We start from the raw sequence: 20,426 nt of genomic DNA on the forward strand, positions 1-20,426 counted from the left end.
AAGGGGGAAGGAGCGCAGCGCCTCAGGGGGATGCTCACCCGCCGGTGACGATACTCACGCCCCCGTCCACCGCCAGCCATTGGCCGGTGATGTGCTTGCCCGCATCCGACGCGTACAACGCGCACAGGCCCTTCAAATCTTCATCATCGCCGAGACGGCCCAGCGGGGCGTGGGCGGCCAGCGCTTCCTCGCCCATGGCCTTGAGCGTACCCACCGTCATTTTGCTCGGGAAGAAACCCGGGCAGATGGCATTGACGCGGATGTTGTACGCGCCCCATTCAGCGGCCAGCGCCCGTGTGAAGTTGATCACCGCGCCCTTGGAGGTGTTGTAAGCAATGGTGTTCATGCCCTTGGGGTTGCCGCCCAAGCCTGCGATGGACGCTACGTTGATGATGCTGCCGCTGCGGCGCGCGATCATGCTGTGCTTGGCGATGTGCTGACTCAAGATGAAGTAACCGCGCACGTTGAGGTTCATCACCTTGTCCCACGCGTCCACGGGATGGTCTTCGGCAGGGGCCCCCCAGGCTGCGCCTGCGTTGTTGACGAGGATGTCCACATGGCCCAGGCGCTCCAGGGTCTCGTCGGCCAGGCGCCGGATGTCGTCTTCCTTGGCGCAATCAGCGGCGATCCACCGTGCGTCGATACCCGCAGCCTGCAGGTCGGCGGCAGCCTCTTCCAGGTCAGACGCCTTGCGCGAGCTGAGCATGATCTTGGCACCCGCTTCGCCCAGCGCGTGGGCCAGTTGCAGTCCCAGGCCGCGCGAGCCGCCGGTGACCAGTGCGGTCTTGCCGGTGAGGTCAAACAGTTGTTGGATGGTACGGGTCATGCTGAAAGTCTCCTTCGGTTTTGGATGGATCTGTCGTTGGGTGTTTGCCCCACGCGCCCGAGGATTGTGCGATGCAATGCGGGCGCTTTGTGTCGCGGGGGTGTCGGGTGTTCAGCTAAGAGCCTGCTCAAAATTTTTCTGGAGCCGCACAAGTGCCTTGCCGGGATGGGATGCAAGGCGCGGTGCGCCGCCGATAGCCCGTGCTATCGGCAAGCGCCGCAACGCCGTAGACCGCCCGGCAAGGCACTTGCCCGAAGGGTTGGAGTGAAATCGGGCGATTGGACGCCCCGGCTGCTTGCATGGGCATGAGCCCATGCGGCGCATCCGAAGCATCCACTCATCCCGATTGCACTCCAATGCGGTCTCCAAAAAGACTTTGAGCAGGCTCTAAGGGCCGGGGTCGGTGTGCAACCGGGCCCGCACCGGGATCAGCACCACACCCACCACGGCCAGCACCCCGCCGCCCACGATGAGGCTCCAGCCCAGAGCCTCATCGGTGCGGGCGGTGGCGATGCCCAGTATCAGCGTGAGCAACCCGCCGTAAATCAGCAGCCAGATGAGCTTGTGCAGGCGTTGCAGGGTCAGTTGCGCCGCCATCAAAACGCCTCTTCAGGGAAGGCCGCGCAGGTGGCATCGCGCGTGCTCACCACCTGCAGCCAGGCACCGATCTTGGGCAGCTCGTAGTGGAAGAAAAAGCGCATGCCGCCCATGCGTCCCACGCTCGCGGGCTGGGCCAGATCGGCATCCCGGGCCAGCGTGGCCAGGGCCACGTCCAGCCAAACCCAGGCGAGCACCGTGTGGCCAAAGGCCTGCATGTAAGGCACGGCATTGGCCAGCGCATCGGCAGGCTGGCCCGTGGCCCAGGCGGCCTTGGTGGCGGCGCCCACGTCCTGCAGCGCCTTGCCCAGCGCGTTGGCATGTGCCGCCAGCGCGGGCACCTGGATCGCGCGCTCGATGGTGGCATTGATGCGCCCGGCCAGCAGTTGCAGGCCGCGGCCGCCTTCCATCAGCACCTTGCGGCCCAGCAGGTCCATGGCCTGGATGCCGTGCGTGCCCTCGTGGATCATGTTCAGGCGGTTGTCGCGCCAGTACTGCTCCACCGGGAAATCGCGCGTATAACCGTAGCCGCCATGGATCTGGATGGCCAATGAGTTGGCCTCCAGGCAGAACTCGCTGGGCCAGCTCTTGGCAATGGGGGTGAGCACCTCCAGCAGCAGGCGGGCTTCGTCGGCCGTCGCCGCGTCGCCCGTGTGCTGCTCGTCCACCAGCTTGGCGCAAAACAGGTTGAGCGCGAGCGCCCCTTCGCCATACGACTTCTGGGCCAGCAGCATGCGCTTGACGTCGGCGTGTTCGATGATGCGCACCTGGGGCTGGGCGGCGTCCTTGACCACGGCAGCGGCGCCATCCTTGGGGCCCTGCACCGGGCGCCCTTGGGGCCGGTTCTTGGCGTAGTCCAGGCTGGCGTAGTAGCCCGCCAGCCCCAGCATCGTGGCGGCCATGCCGATGCCGATGCGCGCCTCGTTCATCATGTGGAACATGCAGTGCAGGCCCTTGCCGGGCTGGCCCACCAGGTAGCCCACGGCCCCGGCCTTGCCCTCAACCGGGAACCTGCCTTCACCGAAATTAAGCAGCGTGTTGGTGGTACCGCGCCAGCCCAGCTTGTGGTTGAGGCCCGCCAGCGCCACGTCGTTGCGCACGCCGGTGAGCTTGCCTTCGGTGTCCACCAGTTTCTTGGGCACGATGAACAACGAGATGCCCTTGGTGCCCGGCACCAGCTTGCCGTCCGGCCCCGGGATCTTGGCCAGCACCAGGTGCACGATGTTTTCGGTCAGCTCATGGTCGCCCGAGCTGATCCACATCTTGTTGCCCGTGAGGCGATACCTTGCACCCAATGGGTCGGCCTCGAAGCCATCGCCATCAGGCACTGCGCGCGTGGCCACATCCGACAGCGAGGAGCCCGCCTGCGGCTCGGACAGACACATGGTGCCCGACCAACGCCCGTTGAATTCATTGAGTGCAAACACCTGCTTTTGCGCCTCGGTGCCATGCACCATGAGCAGGTTGGCGTTGCCCGAAGTCAGCAGGTTCGAGCCGATGCTGATGGACGCCACCGCAAAGAAGCTGTTGGCGGCCGCCTCGACGGCATAGGGCAGCTGCATGCCGCCGACCTCGTAGTCCTGCGCGGCCGACAACAGGCCGGATTCTGCGTAGGCCTTGCGCGCCTCGTAGGTCGCCTGGGGCAGGATGACCTTTTCACCGTCGAAGTGTGGCTCCTCGATGTCTACGGTGCGGTTGAAGGGCGCGTACTTCTCGCGAGCGATGCGCTCGCAGGTGTCGAGCACCGCATCGAAGGTTTCGCGCGAGTGGTCTGCAAAACGCGTGCGGACCGTGAGGGACTGGGCATCGAGCCAGTCATACAGCAGAAAGTCGAGCGTGGAACGCAGGGTCATCAGAAGGTCTCCTTGTGGCTGCGTGCATGCCCGATCTCCAATGGCCTGATAGGGCTCAGCGTGCAGGCAGCACGATGTTCTTGAAACACCAGTAGTCCATGTCCGAATCGGGCTTGGGCTGGCAATTGGCTTCTCCGAGCTGCAGGCGTGTGGCACCTGCAGGCAGTGGCGGGAACGTGATCTTGACGAGCTTGTTGCGGCCGGGCTTGACCACATCCATCTTCACGTTGCAGAAAGACAGGCCTCCAATCGACAGCTGCGGCAGCACAGTGCCGGTGCCCAGGTCCTTGAGCGTGAACGCATCGGGCGAGCCAGTGGGTTGCGCACAGGCCTCGAACGATTCATCGGTGGTGTTCTTGACGGCAAGCGTCACCCGCGTCTGTTTGGCGTCCACCACGATGTCCTGCAAAACCACGTCGGAGTCCGACTCCAGCGGCAGCTGGAGCTTGTAGGTCTGGCTCTGGGCATGGGCACCGCATGCAACGGCAAGGGCCGAGAGGGCGACACAGTGGCGAAAGGAAGGAAGCAGACAACGCATGGGAGGTACCGGGTTCGGGATGGAGAAAGGAGACAGGTTCAGTGCCACAGGCAAGCCGGTGGTCGCGCGGATTCTGCCCGCGCCAACCGCGCCGAGGGGCGCATCATGCCCCGGCAAAGCAACAATTTGTAGCCAGCGTCTCTTCACCCCCTCGGCCCTGGTGTCTTCCTCTCATCCCCTTCTACCGGCAGTTCAGGCATCCATCTGAAATTTGCTGGGCGGAAAGCCAACGCATGTGGTCCGCCCATGGGCCTCACCACCGCTGCTTGCGCCACCCACAAAGGGGCAAGCGCACAGCGAACCCGTGAACGTGTCGCCTGTTGCGCAGCCCCCAAGCCAAGTTTTACAGCACTTCGAAAATGCCCGCAGCGCCCATGCCGCCACCAATGCACATCGTCACGCACACCTTCTTCGCACCACGGCGCTTGCCTTCGATAAGCGCGTGGCCCGTGAGGCGCTGGCCCGACACACCGTAGGGGTGGCCCACGGCAATCGCGCCGCCGTTCACGTTCAGGCGGTCGGCCGGAATGCCCAGCTTGTCGCGGCAGTACAGCACCTGCACGGCAAAGGCTTCGTTCAGCTCCCACAGGTCGATGTCCTGCACGGTGAGGCCCAGCTTTTTCAGCACCTTGGGCACGGCAAACACGGGGCCGATGCCCATTTCGTCGGGCTCGCAGCCTGCCACCGCAAAGCCGAGGAAGCGGCCCAGGGGCTTGAGGCCCTTCTTGCTGGCGTACTCTTCGCTGGTCACCACGCAGGCGCCGGCGCCGTCGGAGAACTGGCTGGCGTTGCCGGCAGAGATCAAACCGCCAGGCAGCGCCGAGCGCAGGCCGCTGATGGCTTCTACCGTCGTGCCTTCGCGTGTGCCTTCATCCTTGCTCACGGTGACCTGCTTGGTGATCAGGCCCAGCGTTTTGTCGGCCACACCGGCGGTCACGGTGATGGGGGCGATTTCTGCGTCGAACAAGCCAGCGGCCTGCGCTGCGCAAGCCTTCTGCTGGCTGGCGGCACCGTATTCGTCCATGGCTTCGCGGCCGATGTTGTAGCGCTTGGCCACTTGCTCGGCGGTCTGCAGCATGCTCCAGTAGATCTCGGGCTTTTGCTTGGCCAAGGCCAGGTCCTGGATCATGTGCAGGTTCATCTCCTGCTGCACGCAGGAGATGCTTTCGACACCACCGGCCACGAACACATCGGCTTCGCCAGCGATGATGCGCTGGGCGGCCATGGCAATGGTCTGCAGGCCCGACGAGCAAAAGCGGTTGACGGTGACACCCGACGCCGTAATGGGCAGGCCCGCCTTGAGCGCGATCTGGCGGGCGATGTTGCTGCCGGTGGCACCTTCGGGCGTGGCGCAGCCCATGATGACGTCGTCCACGTCAGCGCCATCAATGCCTGCGCGCAACACGGCGTGCTGAACAGCGTGGCCGCCCAGGGTAGCGCCGTGCGTCATGTTGAAGGAACCCTTCCAGCTCTTGGCGAGCGGGGTGCGGGCGGTGGAAACAATCACTGCGGAGGTCATGTGGAATCCTTTGTTCGGTAAGAAGTTGCGCGCTTACTGGAAGGACTTGCCTTCAGCGGCCAGCTTGGCCAGCAGCGGAGCGGGCTTCCAGAACGCTGCGTCATCCAGCGGGTTCTTGGCGAAACGGTCCATGGCCTGCACCACGTTGAACAGACCCACTTCGCTGGCGTAGTGCATGGGGCCGCCACGGTGGATGGGGAAGCCGTAGCCGGTCAGGTACACCATGTCGATGTCGCCGGACTTGCTGGCAATGCCGTCTTCCAGGATGTGCGCGCCTTCGTTGACCAGTGCGAACACCAGGCGCTGCACGATTTCTTCATCCGAAATCTTGCGCGGCGTGATGCCCAGTTCCTTGCGATGGTCTTCGATCATCTTGTTGACCAGGTCGCTCGGGATCGCGTCACGCTTGCCGGCCTGGTAGTCGTACCAGCCTGCGCCGGTCTTCTGGCCGAAGCGGCCCAGTTCACACAGCTTGTCGGCCGTGCGGCTGTACTTCATGTCGGCACGTTCGACGGAGCGGCGCTTGCGGATGGCCCAGCCAATGTCGTTGCCCGCCAGGTCGCCCATGCGGAACGGGCCCATGGCAAAGCCAAACTTTTCAATGGCCTTGTCCACTTGCTGGGGCGTGCAGCCTTCGTCCAGCAGGAAGCCAGCCTGGCGGCTGTACTGCTCGATCATGCGGTTGCCGATGAAACCATCGCACACGCCCGAGACCACTGAAGTCTTCTTGATCTTCTTGCCGATGGCCATCACCGTGGCCAGCACGTCCTTGGCGGTCTCCTTGCCACGCACCACTTCCAGCAGCTTCATCACGTTGGCAGGGCTGAAGAAGTGCATGCCCACCACGTCCTGCGGACGCTTGGTAAACGCTGCGATCTTGTCCACGTTAAGCGTGGAGGTGTTGGAGGCCAGGATGGCGCCGGGCTTGGCCACGGCGTCGAGTTGCTTGAACACGGCTTCCTTGACGCCCATCTCTTCGAACACGGCTTCGATGATGAGGTCGCAGTCCTTGAGATCGTCGTAGCTCAGCGTGGTGCTCAGCAGGGCCATGCGCTGCTCGTACTTGTCCTGCTTGAGCTTGCCCTTCTTGACCTGGGCTTCGTAGTTCTTCTTGATCGTGGCCACGCCACGGTCCAGGGCTTCCTGCTTCATTTCCAGGATCTTGACGGGGATGCCTGCGTTCAGGAAGTTCATGGAAATGCCGCCGCCCATGGTGCCCGCGCCAATCACGCCCACCAGCTTGATGTCGCGCTTGGGGGTGTCGGATGCGACATCAGGGATCTTGCTCGCCGCACGCTCGGCCATGAACAGGTGGCGCAGTGCGCGCGACTCCGGCGTCCACATCAGGTTGATGAAGATCTCGCGCTCGACCAGCATGCCTTCTGCGAACTTCTTCTTGGTGGCGGCTTCAACAGCGTCCACGCACTTGGCGGGTGCGGGGAAGTTCTTGGCCATGCCCTTGACCATGTTGCGCGCGAACTGGAAGTACGCGTCGCCTTCGGGGTGCTTGCAGGGGAAGTTGCGCACCAGGGGCAGCGGGCGGGCATCGGCCACGCTCTGCGCGAATGCCAGGGCTTCTGCCGCCAGCGACTCGACCGACGCTGCCATCTTGTCAAACAGCTTCTGGCCGGGCACGGCACCAATCATTTCACTCTTGACGGGCTCGCCGCTCACGATGAGGTTGAGCGCGGCTTCAACACCGATCACGCGTGGCAGGCGCTGCGTGCCGCCCGCGCCGGGGATCAGGCCCAGCTTGACTTCTGGCAGTGCAATCGAGCAGCCAGGCGCCGCAATGCGGTAGTGGCAACCCAGGGCCAGCTCCAGCCCGCCGCCCATGGCGACGCTGTGCATGGCAGCCACGACGGGCTTGGCCGAGTTTTCAATGGCGGCAATCACCGACAGCAGGTTGGGTTCTTGCAGTGACTTGTCGGTGCCGAACTCCTTGATGTCGGCGCCGCCAGAGAACGCACCACCGGCACCGGTGATCACGATGGACGTGACCGCTGCATCGGCATTGGCACGGCCAAGGCCGTCCACGATGCCCTGGCGGGTCGCCAGACCGAGTCCGTTGACGGGAGGGTTGGCCATGGTGATCACGGCAACGGAGCCGTGGACTTTGTATTCAGCGGTCATGGTGCTGTTGTTCCTTGGAAAGTGAAAAAGAACGATCGTGCGTTTTTATTGTAGAGACTTCAAACCCATTTGGCGTGTCAATTTGTCCCGGGCGGGACAAGGGGGTTTGCAGTGCAACATTTGGCAAAGCAAAAAAAGAGGCGCCTTCAGCTATCGGGCGCCTCTTTTAGCCATGGTTCTTCAGAAATCGTCAGACTTCAAGCCATTCCTTGCGGATGTAGTTGTCGGCCCGCAGGCTGTCCGGCGTGCCCTGGAACACGATGGAGCCGTGGCCCATCACCAGTGCACGGTCTGAGATCTTCATGGCGATGGTCAGCTTCTGCTCGATCAGCAGCACCGAGATACCCCGCGCCTTGATGGTCTGCAGGTACTGCCCCACCAGCTCGACAATCTTGGGGGCCAAGCCTTCGGTGGGCTCGTCGATGATGATCAGGTCGGGGTCGCCCATAAGCGTGCGGCACAGCGTAAGCATCTGCTGCTCGCCGCCCGACATCACGCCCGCCTCGGTGTGCTGGCGCTCCTTGAGGCGCGGGAACATCTCGTACATGTCGTCAAACGACCAGCGGCTACCCTTGCCTTTGCCCTTCTGGCCCAGCAGCAAGTTCTGGTGCACGGTGAGGTTGGGGAACACATCGCGGCTTTCGGGCACGTAGCCCACCCCCAGGTGGGCGATCTCGTAAGCCTTCTTGCCGTTGAGGTCCTGCCCCTTCCAGTTCAGCGTGCCCTCCCAGTCCACCAGGCCCATGATGGCCTTGGCGGTGGTGGAGCGGCCCGAGCCGTTGCGCCCCAGCAGGGCCACGATTTCACCGGGTTGTACGTCGAAGGTCACGCCATGCAGCACATGGCTCTTGCCGTAATAGGCGTGGAGATTTTCGATTTTCAGCATGTCAATGTCCCGCCCCTTGCTCGTCCGCAACGACAGAGCCCAGATAGGCCTCCTGCACGCGCTGGTTGGCGCGCACCTTGTCGGGCGTGTCATAGGCAATGACCTCGCCATAGACCACCACAGCAATCTTGTCCGCCAGGCCAAAGACCACGCCCATGTCATGCTCCACCGTCAGCAGCGTGCGGCCTTCGGTCACTTCCTTGATGAGGTGGATGAAGCGCGTGGTCTCGGTCTTGCTCATGCCGGCCGTGGGCTCGTCGAGCAGGATCACGTTGGCACCACCCGCGATGGTGATGCCGATCTCCAGGGCGCGCTGCTCGGCATAGGTGAGGTTCATCGCCAGCGTGTCGCGCTTCTTGTCGAGCTTGATCATTTCCATGAGCTGCTTGGCGCGCTCATTGGCATCGTGCAGGTTCGACAGGAAACGCAGGAACGTGTACTTGTAGCCCATGCTCCAGAGCACACCGCAGCGCAGATTCTCGAACACCGAGAGCTTGGGAAAGATGTTCGTGATCTGGAAGCTGCGCGACAGCCCCTTGCGGTTGATCTCATACGGTGCCAGCCCGTTGATGCGCTGGCCGTTGAGAATCACATCCCCGCTTGTGGGCGCAAAACGCCCACTGATGAGGTTGAACAGCGTGGACTTGCCCGCGCCATTGGGGCCGATGATGGCCACGCGTTCGCCCGAGGCCACGGACAGGTTCACGCCACGGATAATTTCCGTCTTGCCAAAGCTCTTGCGCAGGTCGCGCAGTTCCAGGGCATAGGTGGTGTTGGTTGGGTTGTCAGCTGCCATGTTTACAGCGCCTCCCCACGCTTGATTTCATGTTCGATCTCTTCCTGGATCGTGCTCCACTGCCGCAGGAACTGGCGGCGGCAGAGTTCAAAAAGTCCAAAGCCCGTGACCATCACGAAAATGGCGCCAAACCAGCTCGTAAAGCCCGCGGCATTGAGCGTGGCCCCCAGGAACGTCAGTTCTGGCCCCAGGGCCGCGTTGAGCTGCAGGTGGTAGGTCATCTCGATCATGCAGGCTGCGCCCATCACCCCCACCAGCGCCGTGCCGCCCAGCGCCAGGTAAGAACTCCAGAGCTGGCGCAGCTTGCCGTACTTGGCCAGCCGCAGGTTCATCATGATCAGGCTGGCAATCCCTCCGGGCGCATACATCACCATGAACAGGAACACCAGGCCCAGGTACAACAACCATGCCTTGGACAGTTCGGACAGCAACACCGACGCCAGCACCAACAGCACCGCGCCGATGATGGGGCCGAAGAAGAACGTTGCCCCGCCGAGGAAGGTAAACAGCAGATAGCCGCCGGAGCGAATCACGCTCAGGCTGTCAGCTCCCGTGATGATCTCGAAGTTGATGGTGGCCAGCCCACCTCCGATGCCAGCAAAAAAGCCCGCGATGATGAACGCGAAGTAGCGCACACGCTGCGTGTTGTAGCCGATGAACTCGACGCGCTCGGGGTTGTCGCGCACAGCGTTCAGGATGCGGCCCAGCGGCGTGCCGGTGAATGCAAACATGGCGGCAGTGCAGACAAAGCAGTACGCTGCAATCAGGTAGTACACCTGAATCGCAGGCCCGAAACTGATGCCAAAGAAGGCTTTGCCATACACCCGGTCCGTGGTGATGCCGCCTTCTCCGCCGAAGAACTCGGGGAACATCAGCGCCATGGAAGCCACCAGTTCGCCAATACCCAGCGTGATCATGGCGAAGGTGGTGCCCGACTTCTTGGTAGTGACAAAACCGAGCAGGATGGCAAAAAATGCCCCTGCCAGTCCGCCCACCAGTGGGATGAAAACCAGCGGAATGTGCACAGAGCCCTTGGTCGCCATGTTCATTGCATGAATGGCGATGAACGAACCCAGGCCCGTGTAGACCGCATGGCCAAAGCTCAGCATGCCGCCCTGCCCCAGCAGGATGTTGTAGGACAGGCAGATGATGATCAGGTAGCCGATCTGCGAGAGCATGGTCAGCGCCAGGCTGCTGCGAAACAGCATGGGCGCCACGATGAGCATGACCGCGAACAACGTCCAGATGATGAGGCGCCCGACGTTCCAGGGCTTGAACCGGTAGTGCGACGTGGCGCTGGAAGCGACAGTAGTGGTTGTAGTGGAATTCATGGCATCAGTCCTCCCGCGTGCCCAGCAAGCCCTTGGGGCGGAAGATCAGGATCAGCACGAGGAACAGGTAAGGCAAGATGGGCGCAACCTGGGAAATCGTGAGCTTGAGCAAGGGGTAGCCGAAGGTTTGGTCCGTCACCGCCACGCCCACGGCCTTGAAGACATGGATCAGAGAGTAGTCCAGCGCCACGGCAAAGGTCTGCACCAGACCGATGAGCAGCGATGCCAGGAAGGCCCCTGCCAGCGAGCCCATGCCACCCACCACCACCACGACAAAGATGATGGAACCCACTGAGGCCGCCATCGCAGGCTCGGTGACATAGGTGTTGCCACCGATCACCCCCGCCAGGCCGGCCAGCGCGGCACCACCGCCAAACACCAGCATGAAGACGCGCGGCACGTTGTGGCCCAGCGCCTCGACCATCTCAGGGTACTTGAGGGCGGCCTGGATGACGAGACCGATGCGCGTGCGTGTGAGCAGCAGCCACACCGACACCAGCATCAGCAGGGCCACGAGCATCACAAACGAGCGCGACTTGGGAAATTGCGTGCCATAGAGCGAAAACAGCGGACCCTGCAATTGCTCGGGCAGGCCATAAGGCACGGTGGAACGGCCCCAGACCAGTTGCACCACTTCCAGAATGAGGTAGGACAGGCCGAACGTGACCAGCAGTTCGGGCACGTGGCCGAACTTGTGCACCCGGCGCAGGCAATAGCGCTCGAACGCGGCCCCCAGCGCAAACACGACGAGGGGTGCCAGCACCAGCGCTGGCCAGAAGCCCACCACCCCGGAGATGGTGAACGCGAAGTAGGCACCCAGCATGTAGAAGCTGGTGTGTGCAAAGTTGAGCACGCCCATCATGCTGAAGATCAGCGTGAGGCCGGAACTCAGCATGAACAGCAGGAGCCCGTAGCTCACGCCGTTCAGCAAAGAGATCACGAAAAACTCAGGATTCATTGGAATTTTTCACTGCAGGGGTAAAAAAAAGGCCCGAGTGGTCGGGCCTCGAAGCGATTGCGCAAGGCTTACGGGCGCTTCATCTGGCACGACGTGGGCGTGCTCGCCACATAGGGCTCGTAGTACTTCACAGGCACAAAGGTGTAACCCGTGTTTTCAGAGTCGATCGGGAACTTGCCGCCAGCCTTCTCCCACTTGGAGATGAACAGGCCCTGCTGCAGTTGGTGATCGGTCTTGCGCATCTCGACTTCGCCATTGAAGCTCTTGAACTTCATGCCCTCGAACGCAGCAGCCACCTTGACCGGATCGGTCGACTTGGCCTTGGTAAAACCTTCGGACAGCATCGTGAACGCGTGGTAAACCGCGCCTGTGTACATGTCGTCGTTGAACTTCTTCTTGTAGTCCACCACGATCTGGTTCAGCGGCCCGGGCAGGTTCATGTGGGCATAGGCCACCATGTAGACGCGCCCTGCTGCGGCCGATCCCATAGCGGTGGGGCTGCCAGTGACCGAGCCGTAGTAGGTGTAGAAGTTGACGTTGTTCAGGCCCGCGTCGTTGGCGGCCTTGATCAGCAGCGCCAGATCAGAACCCCAGTTGCCGGTGATCACGCTGTCGGCGCCCGACTGCTTGATCTTGGCAATGTAGGGAGAGAAATCACGCACCTGAGCCAGCGGGTGCAGATCGTCGCCGACGAACTGCACGTCAGGGCGCTTGCGCTGCATCATTTCCTTGGCGAACTTGGAGACCTGGTGGCCGTGCGAGTAGTTCTGGTTGATCAGGTAGACCTTCTTGACCTCGGGCATGTCCTTCATGTACGTGGTCAGGGCTTCCATCTTCATGGAGGTGTCAGCGTCCAAGCGGAAGTGCCAGTAGCTGCACTTGCTGTTGGTGAGGTCGGGGTCCACGGCAGCGTAGTTCAGGAACAGGACTTCCTTGCCAGGGTTGCGCGCGTTGTGCTTTTCCAGCGCATCCATGATCGCCAGTGCGGGGCCGGAGCCGTTGCCCTGCACCACGTAGCGCGCACCCTGGTCCATGGCCGAGCGCAGGGCGCTGGTGGTTTCCTGGGGACTGAGTTTGTTGTCGATGCCGATGATTTCGAATTTGACGCCTGCAGGGTTCTTCTTGTTGAACTCTTCTGCGATGAACTGGAAGCTCTTGAGCTGGTTCGTTCCCACTGCCGCCATCAGGCCAGACAGGGGGTCGAGCCAGGCGATTTTCACCGTCTCGCCCTTTTGAGCGAAGGCCCCGCCAGCGCTTGCCAAGATTACCGAGGCTGCTACAGCCTTAATAGCGAACTTCATGCTTTTGTCTCCTTGTAAATCGACACAACGCAGCGTACCGCGTTGCAACAAAGCGATGCTCAGGGATTGCCCCTACCAGCGTCGCACACGTGACTGGCGCAGCACTCCCCCGAGCGCGCACCAGCCTGGGGCAATGCAAAAAATGGCGTTCGCAAGCGATGCGCGCATGTGCACTGCCCCACCCTGATCACAGGCCTGGAAGCTTGTAATCCTTGAGCTGCTCACGCAGCTTGGTCTTGAGCATCTTGCCGGTGGCGCCCAATGGAATGGCATCGACGAACACCACGTCATCGGGGATCTGCCACTTGGCAGTCTTGCCTTCGTAGAAGGCCAGCAGCTCTTCGCGCGTCACCTCGGTGCCCGGCCGCTTGACCACGGCCACGATGGGGCGCTCGTCCCACTTGGGGTGGGGCATACCCACACAGGCCGCCATGGCAATTGCGGGGTGGGCCATCGCAATGTTCTCGATGTCGATGGAACTGATCCACTCGCCACCGGACTTGATCACATCCTTGCTGCGGTCGGTGATCTGCATGAAGCCGTCAGCGTCGATGGTGGCCACATCGCCCGTGGGGAACCAGCCCCGGCCCTGCGCGTCTTTGACGAGTGGATTGCCGCCCTCGCCCTTGAAATAGCTGCCGACGATCCACGGCCCCTTGACCAGCAAATCCCCGTAGGTCTTGCCATCCCAAGGCAACTCGCTGCCGTCGCCCCCCACGATCTTCATGTCCACACCGTAGATCGCGCGGCCCTGCTTTTGCAGGATCTTCATCTGGTCATCCTTGGACATGGCCAGGTGCTTGTTCTTCAAGGTGCACAGCGTGCCCAGCGGGCTCATCTCGGTCATGCCCCAGGCGTGCAGCACCTCCACGCCGTAGTCTTCCTTGAAGGCATGGATCATGGCGGGCGGGCAGGCTGAGCCACCGATGACAGTGCGGCGCAGCGTGGAGAACTTCAGACCCGCAGGCTTCATGTGGCCCAGCATCATCTGCCATACGGTGGGCACGCCAGCTGCGTAGGTGACCTTCTCGCCTTCGATCAGTTCGTAAATCGACTTGCCATCCATGGCGGGACCAGGGAACACCAGCTTGCAACCCGTGAGTGCCGCCGAGTAAGGAATGCCCCAGGCATTGACGTGGAACATGGGCACCACCGGCAGCACGGAGTCGCGTGCGGAAAGGCACATCACATCAGGCAGCGCTGCCGCATAGGCATGCAGCGTGGTCGAACGATGGCTGTACAGCGCGGCCTTGGGGTTACCTGTGGTGCCGCTCGTGTAGCACATGCTCGACGCGGAGTTCTCGTCAAACTCGGGCCAGGCGTAGTCGGGCGACTGCGCACCGATCCAGGCTTCGTAACTGGTGAGGCCAGGGATGCCTGAATCCGCAGGCAGCTTGTCGGCATCACACAGCGCCACCCACTTCTTCACCGTGGGGCACCTGGCATGCACGGCCTGCACGAGGGGCAGAAAGGTCACGTCAAAACACAGCACCTGGTCTTCGGCATGGTTCATGATCCACGCAATCTGGTCGGGGTGCAGGCGCGGGTTCACGGTGTGCAGCACACGGCCCGAGCCGCTCACACCGAAGTACATCTCCATGTGGCGGTAGCCGTTCCAGGCCAGCGTGGCTACGCGGTCGCTGAACTGCAGCTTCATTTCATCCAGCGCATTGGCCAGGCGGCGTGCGCGGACAGCCAGGTCGCGGTAGGTGTAGCGATGGATGTCGCCCTCGACCCGGCGGGACACGATTTCGGCGTCGCCATGGTGGCGCTCGGCGAACTCGATCAGCGACGAAATCAGCAACGGTTGGCTCTGCATCAGGCCCAGCATGTGTGCTCCTTGGATGTTGTAGTGAAGGGAACGATCATCGTAGCGCGGGGGTTCTCATGGCGGTGTCGCCCAGGCAAGCGGCCCCGCCAGACCGACACCCCCAACAGGGGTTCAGTGTGCGCGTGTCCAGCGTGCCTGCCAACACCTGTCGTCCCGTTGACAAAGGGCAAGGGAATACCCTGAACGTACGGCCCCCGAACAACGACAATCACGCCCATGCTCAGCTCCGCGCCGTCCGCACAGCGATTCATCGAAGCCCAGCCCTGGTTTGCAGGTGTCCCCGTGGCCCTGCAGGAGAGGCTGCGCGACGAGGTGTCCGTGCAGCACGCCGACAAGGGCACAGTGATGATGCCGGCCGGCAGCGCGGTGCAAGGCTGGCACGCAGTGTTGTCAGGCTTGGTGATGCTGCAAAGCCCCGCCAGCCAGGGCCGCGCCTCTGCGTTCATCGGAGTACCCGATGGCGAGTGGTTTGGCGAAGGCTCAGCCATGAAACCCGAGCCCCGCCGGTACCACGTGGTGGCGTTGCGGCCCACCACGCTGCTGTGCCTGCCTCTGCCACTGTTTGTCACGCTGCGCGAGACCAGCCTGGGCTTCAACCAGTTTCTGGTGCAGCACCTGAACATGCGGCTGGGCCAGGCCATGACGATCATCGAGGCAGGGCGCACGCAATCCCCCGAACACCGCGTGGCGCTGTACCTGAGCCGCCTGTTCTGGCGCAGCACACGTCGGCTGAACCTCACGCAGGAAGAGCTCGGCCAACTGGTGGGCCTGTCACGCCAGACGGTGAACAAGGTACTGCGTGTGCTGGAAGGCCGGGGCATCGTGTCGCTGGACTTCGGCCGTGTGGCTATCGTGGACGACGAGGCGCTGAACGCGTACCTCGCCGCCACCGCGGCCCGCTGACGCATTGCAAAGTGCACAGGCACGTTCACCCTCATCCCTCTCACTGCACGCTCAGGCGCACGGCCTTCTGGTCGGCGTCGAACACGAGCCGACTGGGCCACGGCGTCCAGTTTTGGTTGACCGTTGCGTTGTTCGGGTTGCCCGTGTGCACAAATGCACGCATGGTGTCCATCATCGCGCGCGACAGCGCCAGTCGGCCGGGCTGATTGGCCGTGCTGTTGGTGGCCTTGGCAAAGACCGAAGGTCCAAAGTTGCCGAACAGGAACGGCAGGTCAAACGCATGCGCCGCGCCGTACACATCGTTCCAGGGCGCGGGCTGCTGGGCCCAGTTGAACTGGTAGCTCCATACCGTGGATTGCTGACTGCGCAGGGTATTGAGCAGGTTGTCGCGGCTCGGATCGATGAACACACTGCCCAGCAGGCGGGTGCGCGCGTTGTAGCCCGTGCCGGGCGCCGTGACCGGCAGGTAAGAGGCATCCAGGATGTCGCCAGCCGTGAGCGTGGTAGGAGCATCGGGGTTGAAGTTCTGCATCATCACAAAGCGCTCGGCGTCGGAGATCTTCATGCCCGGCTTGCCGCCCAGCAGTGCCAGGAAAGGCGCAAACAGCTTGCCCTCCTCGCCCGTGTAGCCAGACAGCACGGGCACCTTGTGATAGCGGCCAGCGCCCATTTCTGCGATCGGGTCTGCGGGCACCACCACGCCATCAGGGATGGGGCCCGAGCCCGTGAGACCGTTCTTGAGCGCCGTCTGCAGCACTACCCGCGCGTCCTTGCCACGCAGGTAGCTGGCTACCTGCGCAGGGGGCCATCCCGCAACGAGCGCCTGTGCATCGGCAAGCGCAGGCGCCAGGCCATCAGCCAGCGCCAGATGCGCCAGCAGCATGCCCGCCTGCGCGGTGTACCGGGAGGCCGGGTTGAGCGTGGGAATCGAACCGGGCGGCAGGTTCGTCGCCAGCGAAATTCCGCCGCTGACCGGTACGAGCTTGTGGAACAACCCCGCGGCCTGGGGCGCGACCAGCAGCGCCAGCGCGTTGATGGCGCCCGCGGACTGCCCCATCAGCGTGACATTGCCAGCATTGCCGCCAAAGCTGGCAATATTGTTCTGGATGAAGCGAAGTGCCTGCACGTTGTCGAGCAGCGCGTAGTTGCCGGTGTAGGGCTGCGTGCCGGTGTGCAGTAGCGGCATCTGGAAGTAGCCCAGAACGTCGAGCCGGTAGTTGGCCGTGACCACCACGGCGTTGGCAGACCGTGCCAGCGCAGCGCCGTCGTAGACGGGATCTGCCGTATAGCCCGAGATGGCACTGCCGCCATGGAGGAACAGCAGCACAGGCAGCTTGTCTTGCGAGGTGGCTGGGCGCCAGATATTGAGGGTCAGGCAGTCCTCGCTGCCTACCGGCGTGCCCAGGGTCTCGCCAATCGTGTTGTCAAACCGGTTGTTGGCACCGGGGCCGTAGATGCGGCCCATTTGCAGGCAGGCACTGCCAAAACGTGTGGCGTCACGCTCTCCGGACCAGGCGGCCGGGGCTGCGGGCGGTTGCCAGCGCAGCTCGCCCACGGGTGGCTTGGCAAACGGAACACCTTTCCATGCGTAGGTGCCAGTCACCGCACTGTCGTCCACGCCGCGCAAGGTGCCGTACACCGTCTCGCGCACCTCGGGCGCAGAGCCGGAACCACCGCCGCAGCCCACCATTGCTGCGGCCGAAAACACCGCTCCCAACCATTGCAAACGCCAGCGCGAATCGACCATGTCTTGTCTCCTTGGGGGTTTTCAGGAATGGGTCGGACCTCTGTCTGCAGTCACACTACGGGCAGGGCACAACCTCGGAGGCGATTGTGGGAACCAGGTGGCGTTTGGCTACTATCGCAACCTTGCCAAAACACTGACTTCAGGCCACCACCGCGCGTAAACCCTGATCCGCCATTTCTTCTATTCGCCACCCCATGACTCCCCGCACAAGCTCTGCCGCCTGGGTGCGCGGCATCACCGACATGATGGCCGCCGAAGGCTTGCCTGCTGCCGAGTTATGCGCCGAAGCGGGCATCAATCTGGCGGCGCTGCAACTGCCACAAACCCGTGTGGACGTGGACAAGATCAGCCGCCTGTGGGAGCTGGCGGTGGCACGTTCGGGCAAGGTGGCGCTGGGGCTGTGCCCGCAGCTCACGGCGCGCTACGGCAATGTGGATGTGGTGGGCTACGCGCTGGCGTCCGGCCCCAACCTGCTGGTGGGTTTTCAGCACCTCACGCGCCATATGGCGGTGATCTCGGACTGCACCACCTTCGCGCTGGATCACGATGCACGCGGCTACTGGATCTCCATCGCGCACATCGGCGCCACCCGCCCCATTCCGCGCCAGCGTGTCGAATACGCCCTGCTCACACTGTTCACGCTGTGCTGCTGGCTCACACGCCGGGAGCTTCGCCCTCTGGCTGTGGAGCTGACCACGCCACAACCCGCCGCCACCGGTGAGGCGCCCTACCACGTGGCGTTTGGCATGCTGCCCCGCTTCGGGCAGGCAGCCAACCGGTTCCTGCTGGCCGAGGCCGATCTGCGGGCCGACATCCCCACGCACAACCCCAGCCTGTGGGCCCTGCACGAGCGGCTGGTAGAGACCGAACTGGACCACCTGGGCCAGTCTCTCACCAGCACACGCGTGCGTACCGAGGTAGCCCGCATCCTGCACCGGGGCGAGCCCCGCCGCGAAGACGTGGCCGCGCGCCTGCACCTGACGGACCGCACGCTGCAGCGGCGCCTGCAGGCCGAATCCGTGAGCTACCAGCAGTTGCTGGACGACACCCGCTGTGAACTGGCACGCCAGTACCTCTGCGACGAGCGCCGAAGCCTGGCCGAGGTGGCCGACCTGCTGGGCTTTGCCGACCAGAGCAACCTGTTTCGGGCCTGCAAGCGCTGGTTTGGCCTCCCGCCGGGCCAGTACCGCGCGCAGGTGCTGTACCCCGAGGCCGAAGGCCAAGACTCTACCCAGGCCGCATAGGCCGGGCCGTGGTCCAAGGCCCTGCAAGCGCCGGGGCATCCGGGGTGCGAGACAATCCACCCATGAACCTGCCTGCCGAAAGCGCGACCCCCACCGCCGATATCGGCCTGGCCTGGAAGCACGGATTTACCGCCCTGGGACCAGACTTTTTCACCGAACTGCGCCCCACTCCGCTGCCCGCCCCCCACTGGGTGGGCAGCAGCACTGCCGTTGCACAGCTGATCGGCCTGAACGCTGACTGGCTGCAGCGGGACGAAGCCCTGCAAGCCTTCACCGGCAATACGCTGCTTGCAGGCTCTCGGCCCCTGGCCAGCGTCTACAGCGGCCACCAGTTCGGCGTGTGGGCCGGCCAACTGGGTGATGGCCGGGCCATCTTGCTGGGAGAAACTGCGGCGGGCCTCGAAATCCAGCTCAAGGGCGCTGGCCGCACCCCCTACTCCCGCATGGGCGACGGGCGCGCTGTGCTGCGCTCCAGCATCCGCGAATTCCTGTGCAGCGAGGCCATGCATGGCCTGGGCATTCCGACATCGCGCGCACTGTGCATCACCGGTTCGCCCGCACCCGTGCGCCGCGAAGAGGTTGAGACGGCCTCCGTAGTGACGCGGGTGGCCCCCAGCTTTGTGCGTTTTGGCCATTTCGAGCACTTCGCGGCCAACGACCTGCAAGCACAGCTCAAGACCTTGGCCGACTACGTTATCGACCGCTACTACCCCGAATGCCGGGACACCCGCGACTTCGGCGGCAACGCGTATGCCGCCCTGCTACAGGCCGTGAGCGAACGCACCGCACACCTGATGGCACAGTGGCAGGGAGTGGGCTTTTGCCATGGGGTGATGAACACCGACAACATGAGCATCCTGGGGCTGACCATTGACTACGGTCCTTTCCAGTTTCTGGACGCCTTTGTGCCCGGCCATGTGTGCAACCACAGCGACAACCAGGGCCGCTATGCCTACAACCGCCAGCCCAATGTGGCGTACTGGAACCTGTTCTGCCTGGCGCAGGCTTTGTTGCCGCTGATCGGCGACCCGGAGCTGGCAAAAGGTGCCCTGGAGTCCTACAAAACCGTCTTCCCGGTAGCGTTCATGGCCCGCATGCGCAGCAAACTGGGGCTGGCCCAGGCACGCGAGAAAGATGCAGAACTGATCGACGGCATCTTGGTGCTGCTGGCCCAGAACGCCGTGGACTACACCATCTTCTGGCGCCGCCTGTCGCACGCGGTGCAGCAGAACGATTTTGAGCCGGTGCGCGACCTGTTCGCCGACCGAACCACCTTTGACGGCTGGTTGCTATCATATTCAGAGCTATTGGCGCTTAATAATCAAGCGCTGGCGGCCAATTTGATGCTAAAAACCAATCCCAAGTTTGTTTTGCGCAACCACCTGGGCGAGCAGGCCATCCGTGCCGCGAAACTTGGCGACTTCAGCGAACTCCAAACCCTGCAGCGGCTGCTGGAGCACCCCTTTGACGAGCACCCCGGGCACGACGCCTACGCAGCCTTCCCGCCCGACTGGGCCTCTTCCATCGAGATCAGCTGTTCATCATGACCTACCCCGTTCAGAAATCCGATGCCGAATGGCAAGCCATCCTCAAGGGCAAGGGCGCCGAGCCCGTCGCGTTGCAGGTGACGCGCCACGCCGCCACCGAGCGGCCATTCACCGGAAAATACGAAGCCCATTGGGCCGATGGCAGCTACCACTGCATCTGCTGCGATGCGAAACTGTTCGATTCCGTCACCAAGTTCGACGCCGGCTGCGGCTGGCCCAGCTTCTCGCAAGCCATCCCCGGCGCCATTACCGAGATCGTGGACCGCAGCCATGGCATGGTCCGCACGGAGACCGTGTGTGCACAATGCGGGGCCCACCTGGGCCATGTCTTTGAAGATGGCCCCACCCCCACCGGCCTGCGCTACTGCATGAACTCGGCCTCGCTGGATTTCGAATCCGGCAAGGACTGAGCCCCG

At 63.1% G+C, this 20,426-nt stretch carries 17 protein-coding genes; 4 read left to right on the forward strand and 13 right to left on the reverse strand.

Annotated elements, in window-relative coordinates; translation table 11 throughout:
- Nucleotides 1-34: 34 nt before the first annotated feature.
- The 12 genes from C8C94_RS08080 to C8C94_RS08140 all read right to left on the reverse strand — a co-directional run bounded on the left by C8C94_RS08080 (nt 35) and on the right by C8C94_RS08140 (nt 14,569).
- The gene (locus C8C94_RS08080) at nt 35-826 is read right to left on the reverse strand and encodes an SDR family oxidoreductase (protein WP_055394014.1); all 792 of its coding nucleotides are present in this window, start codon (nt 824-826) and stop codon (nt 35-37) included.
- A gap of 387 nt (nt 827-1,213) precedes the next feature.
- Nucleotides 1,214-1,423, reverse strand: coding sequence for a hypothetical protein (locus C8C94_RS08090; RefSeq protein ID WP_121420369.1), 210 nt, complete (start codon nt 1,421-1,423; stop codon nt 1,214-1,216).
- Nucleotides 1,423-3,276, reverse strand: coding sequence for an acyl-CoA dehydrogenase (locus C8C94_RS08095; protein WP_121420370.1), 1,854 nt, complete (start codon nt 3,274-3,276; stop codon nt 1,423-1,425). The genes C8C94_RS08090 and C8C94_RS08095 overlap by 1 nt, the downstream gene beginning before the upstream one ends.
- Nucleotides 3,277-3,331: 55 nt before the next feature.
- Nucleotides 3,332-3,814, reverse strand: coding sequence for a hypothetical protein (locus C8C94_RS08100; RefSeq protein WP_121420371.1), 483 nt, complete (start codon nt 3,812-3,814; stop codon nt 3,332-3,334).
- A 343-nt stretch (nt 3,815-4,157) separates the two neighbouring features.
- The gene (locus C8C94_RS08105) at nt 4,158-5,333 is read right to left on the reverse strand and encodes an acetyl-CoA C-acyltransferase (RefSeq protein ID WP_055394022.1); all 1,176 of its coding nucleotides are present in this window, start codon (nt 5,331-5,333) and stop codon (nt 4,158-4,160) included.
- Nucleotides 5,334-5,366: 33 nt separating this feature from the next.
- On the reverse strand, nt 5,367-7,466 hold the full coding sequence (locus tag C8C94_RS08110; RefSeq protein WP_121420372.1) for a 3-hydroxyacyl-CoA dehydrogenase NAD-binding domain-containing protein: 2,100 nt from the start codon (nt 7,464-7,466) through the stop codon (nt 5,367-5,369).
- 190 nt (nt 7,467-7,656) lie between these two features.
- Nucleotides 7,657-8,352, reverse strand: a complete 696-nt coding sequence (locus C8C94_RS08115; RefSeq protein WP_121420373.1) for an ABC transporter ATP-binding protein — start codon at nt 8,350-8,352, stop codon at nt 7,657-7,659.
- Nucleotide 8,353: 1 nt separating this feature from the next.
- A complete protein-coding gene (locus tag C8C94_RS08120) occupies nt 8,354-9,148 on the reverse strand; it encodes an ABC transporter ATP-binding protein (RefSeq protein ID WP_055394028.1) in 795 nt (264 codons plus the stop codon).
- Nucleotides 9,149-9,150: 2 nt separating this feature from the next.
- The gene (locus C8C94_RS08125) at nt 9,151-10,479 is read right to left on the reverse strand and encodes a branched-chain amino acid ABC transporter permease (RefSeq protein ID WP_121420374.1); all 1,329 of its coding nucleotides are present in this window, start codon (nt 10,477-10,479) and stop codon (nt 9,151-9,153) included.
- A gap of 4 nt (nt 10,480-10,483) precedes the next feature.
- Nucleotides 10,484-11,437, reverse strand: coding sequence for a branched-chain amino acid ABC transporter permease (locus tag C8C94_RS08130; RefSeq protein WP_055394032.1), 954 nt, complete (start codon nt 11,435-11,437; stop codon nt 10,484-10,486).
- 68 nt (nt 11,438-11,505) lie between these two features.
- Nucleotides 11,506-12,738, reverse strand: a complete 1,233-nt coding sequence (locus C8C94_RS08135) for a branched-chain amino acid ABC transporter substrate-binding protein (protein WP_055394034.1) — start codon at nt 12,736-12,738, stop codon at nt 11,506-11,508.
- 187 nt (nt 12,739-12,925) lie between these two features.
- Nucleotides 12,926-14,569, reverse strand: coding sequence for a 3-(methylthio)propionyl-CoA ligase (locus C8C94_RS08140; protein WP_121420375.1), 1,644 nt, complete (start codon nt 14,567-14,569; stop codon nt 12,926-12,928).
- 216 nt (nt 14,570-14,785) lie between these two features.
- Between C8C94_RS08140 and C8C94_RS08145 the strand changes: the two genes are divergently transcribed.
- The gene (locus C8C94_RS08145; protein WP_121420376.1) at nt 14,786-15,472 is read left to right on the forward strand and encodes a Crp/Fnr family transcriptional regulator; all 687 of its coding nucleotides are present in this window, start codon (nt 14,786-14,788) and stop codon (nt 15,470-15,472) included.
- Between the two features lie 40 nt (nt 15,473-15,512).
- Here the strand turns inward: C8C94_RS08145 and C8C94_RS08150 are convergent, their stop codons facing one another.
- Nucleotides 15,513-17,219, reverse strand: a complete 1,707-nt coding sequence (locus C8C94_RS08150) for a carboxylesterase/lipase family protein (RefSeq protein ID WP_121420377.1) — start codon at nt 17,217-17,219, stop codon at nt 15,513-15,515.
- Between the two features lie 194 nt (nt 17,220-17,413).
- On the opposite strand from C8C94_RS08150, the gene C8C94_RS08155 reads away from it, so the two are divergent.
- The 3 genes from C8C94_RS08155 to msrB all read left to right on the forward strand — a co-directional run bounded on the left by C8C94_RS08155 (nt 17,414) and on the right by msrB (nt 20,420).
- Nucleotides 17,414-18,463 (forward strand): AraC family transcriptional regulator, encoded by a 1,050-nt coding sequence (locus C8C94_RS08155; protein WP_121420378.1) that lies wholly within the window; start codon nt 17,414-17,416, stop codon nt 18,461-18,463.
- A gap of 62 nt (nt 18,464-18,525) precedes the next feature.
- On the forward strand, nt 18,526-20,010 hold the full coding sequence (locus C8C94_RS08160) for a YdiU family protein (protein ID WP_121420379.1): 1,485 nt from the start codon (nt 18,526-18,528) through the stop codon (nt 20,008-20,010).
- Complete coding sequence (gene msrB, locus C8C94_RS08165) at nt 20,007-20,420, forward strand: peptide-methionine (R)-S-oxide reductase MsrB (RefSeq protein WP_121420380.1); 414 nt, start codon at nt 20,007-20,009, stop codon at nt 20,418-20,420. Before C8C94_RS08160 ends, msrB begins: the two co-directional genes overlap by 4 nt.
- The last annotated feature ends 6 nt before the right edge of the window (nt 20,421-20,426 follow it).

The organism is Acidovorax sp. 94 (assembly GCF_003634645.1).
Taxonomy (GTDB): Bacteria; Pseudomonadota; Gammaproteobacteria; order Burkholderiales; family Burkholderiaceae_C; genus Acidovorax; species Acidovorax facilis.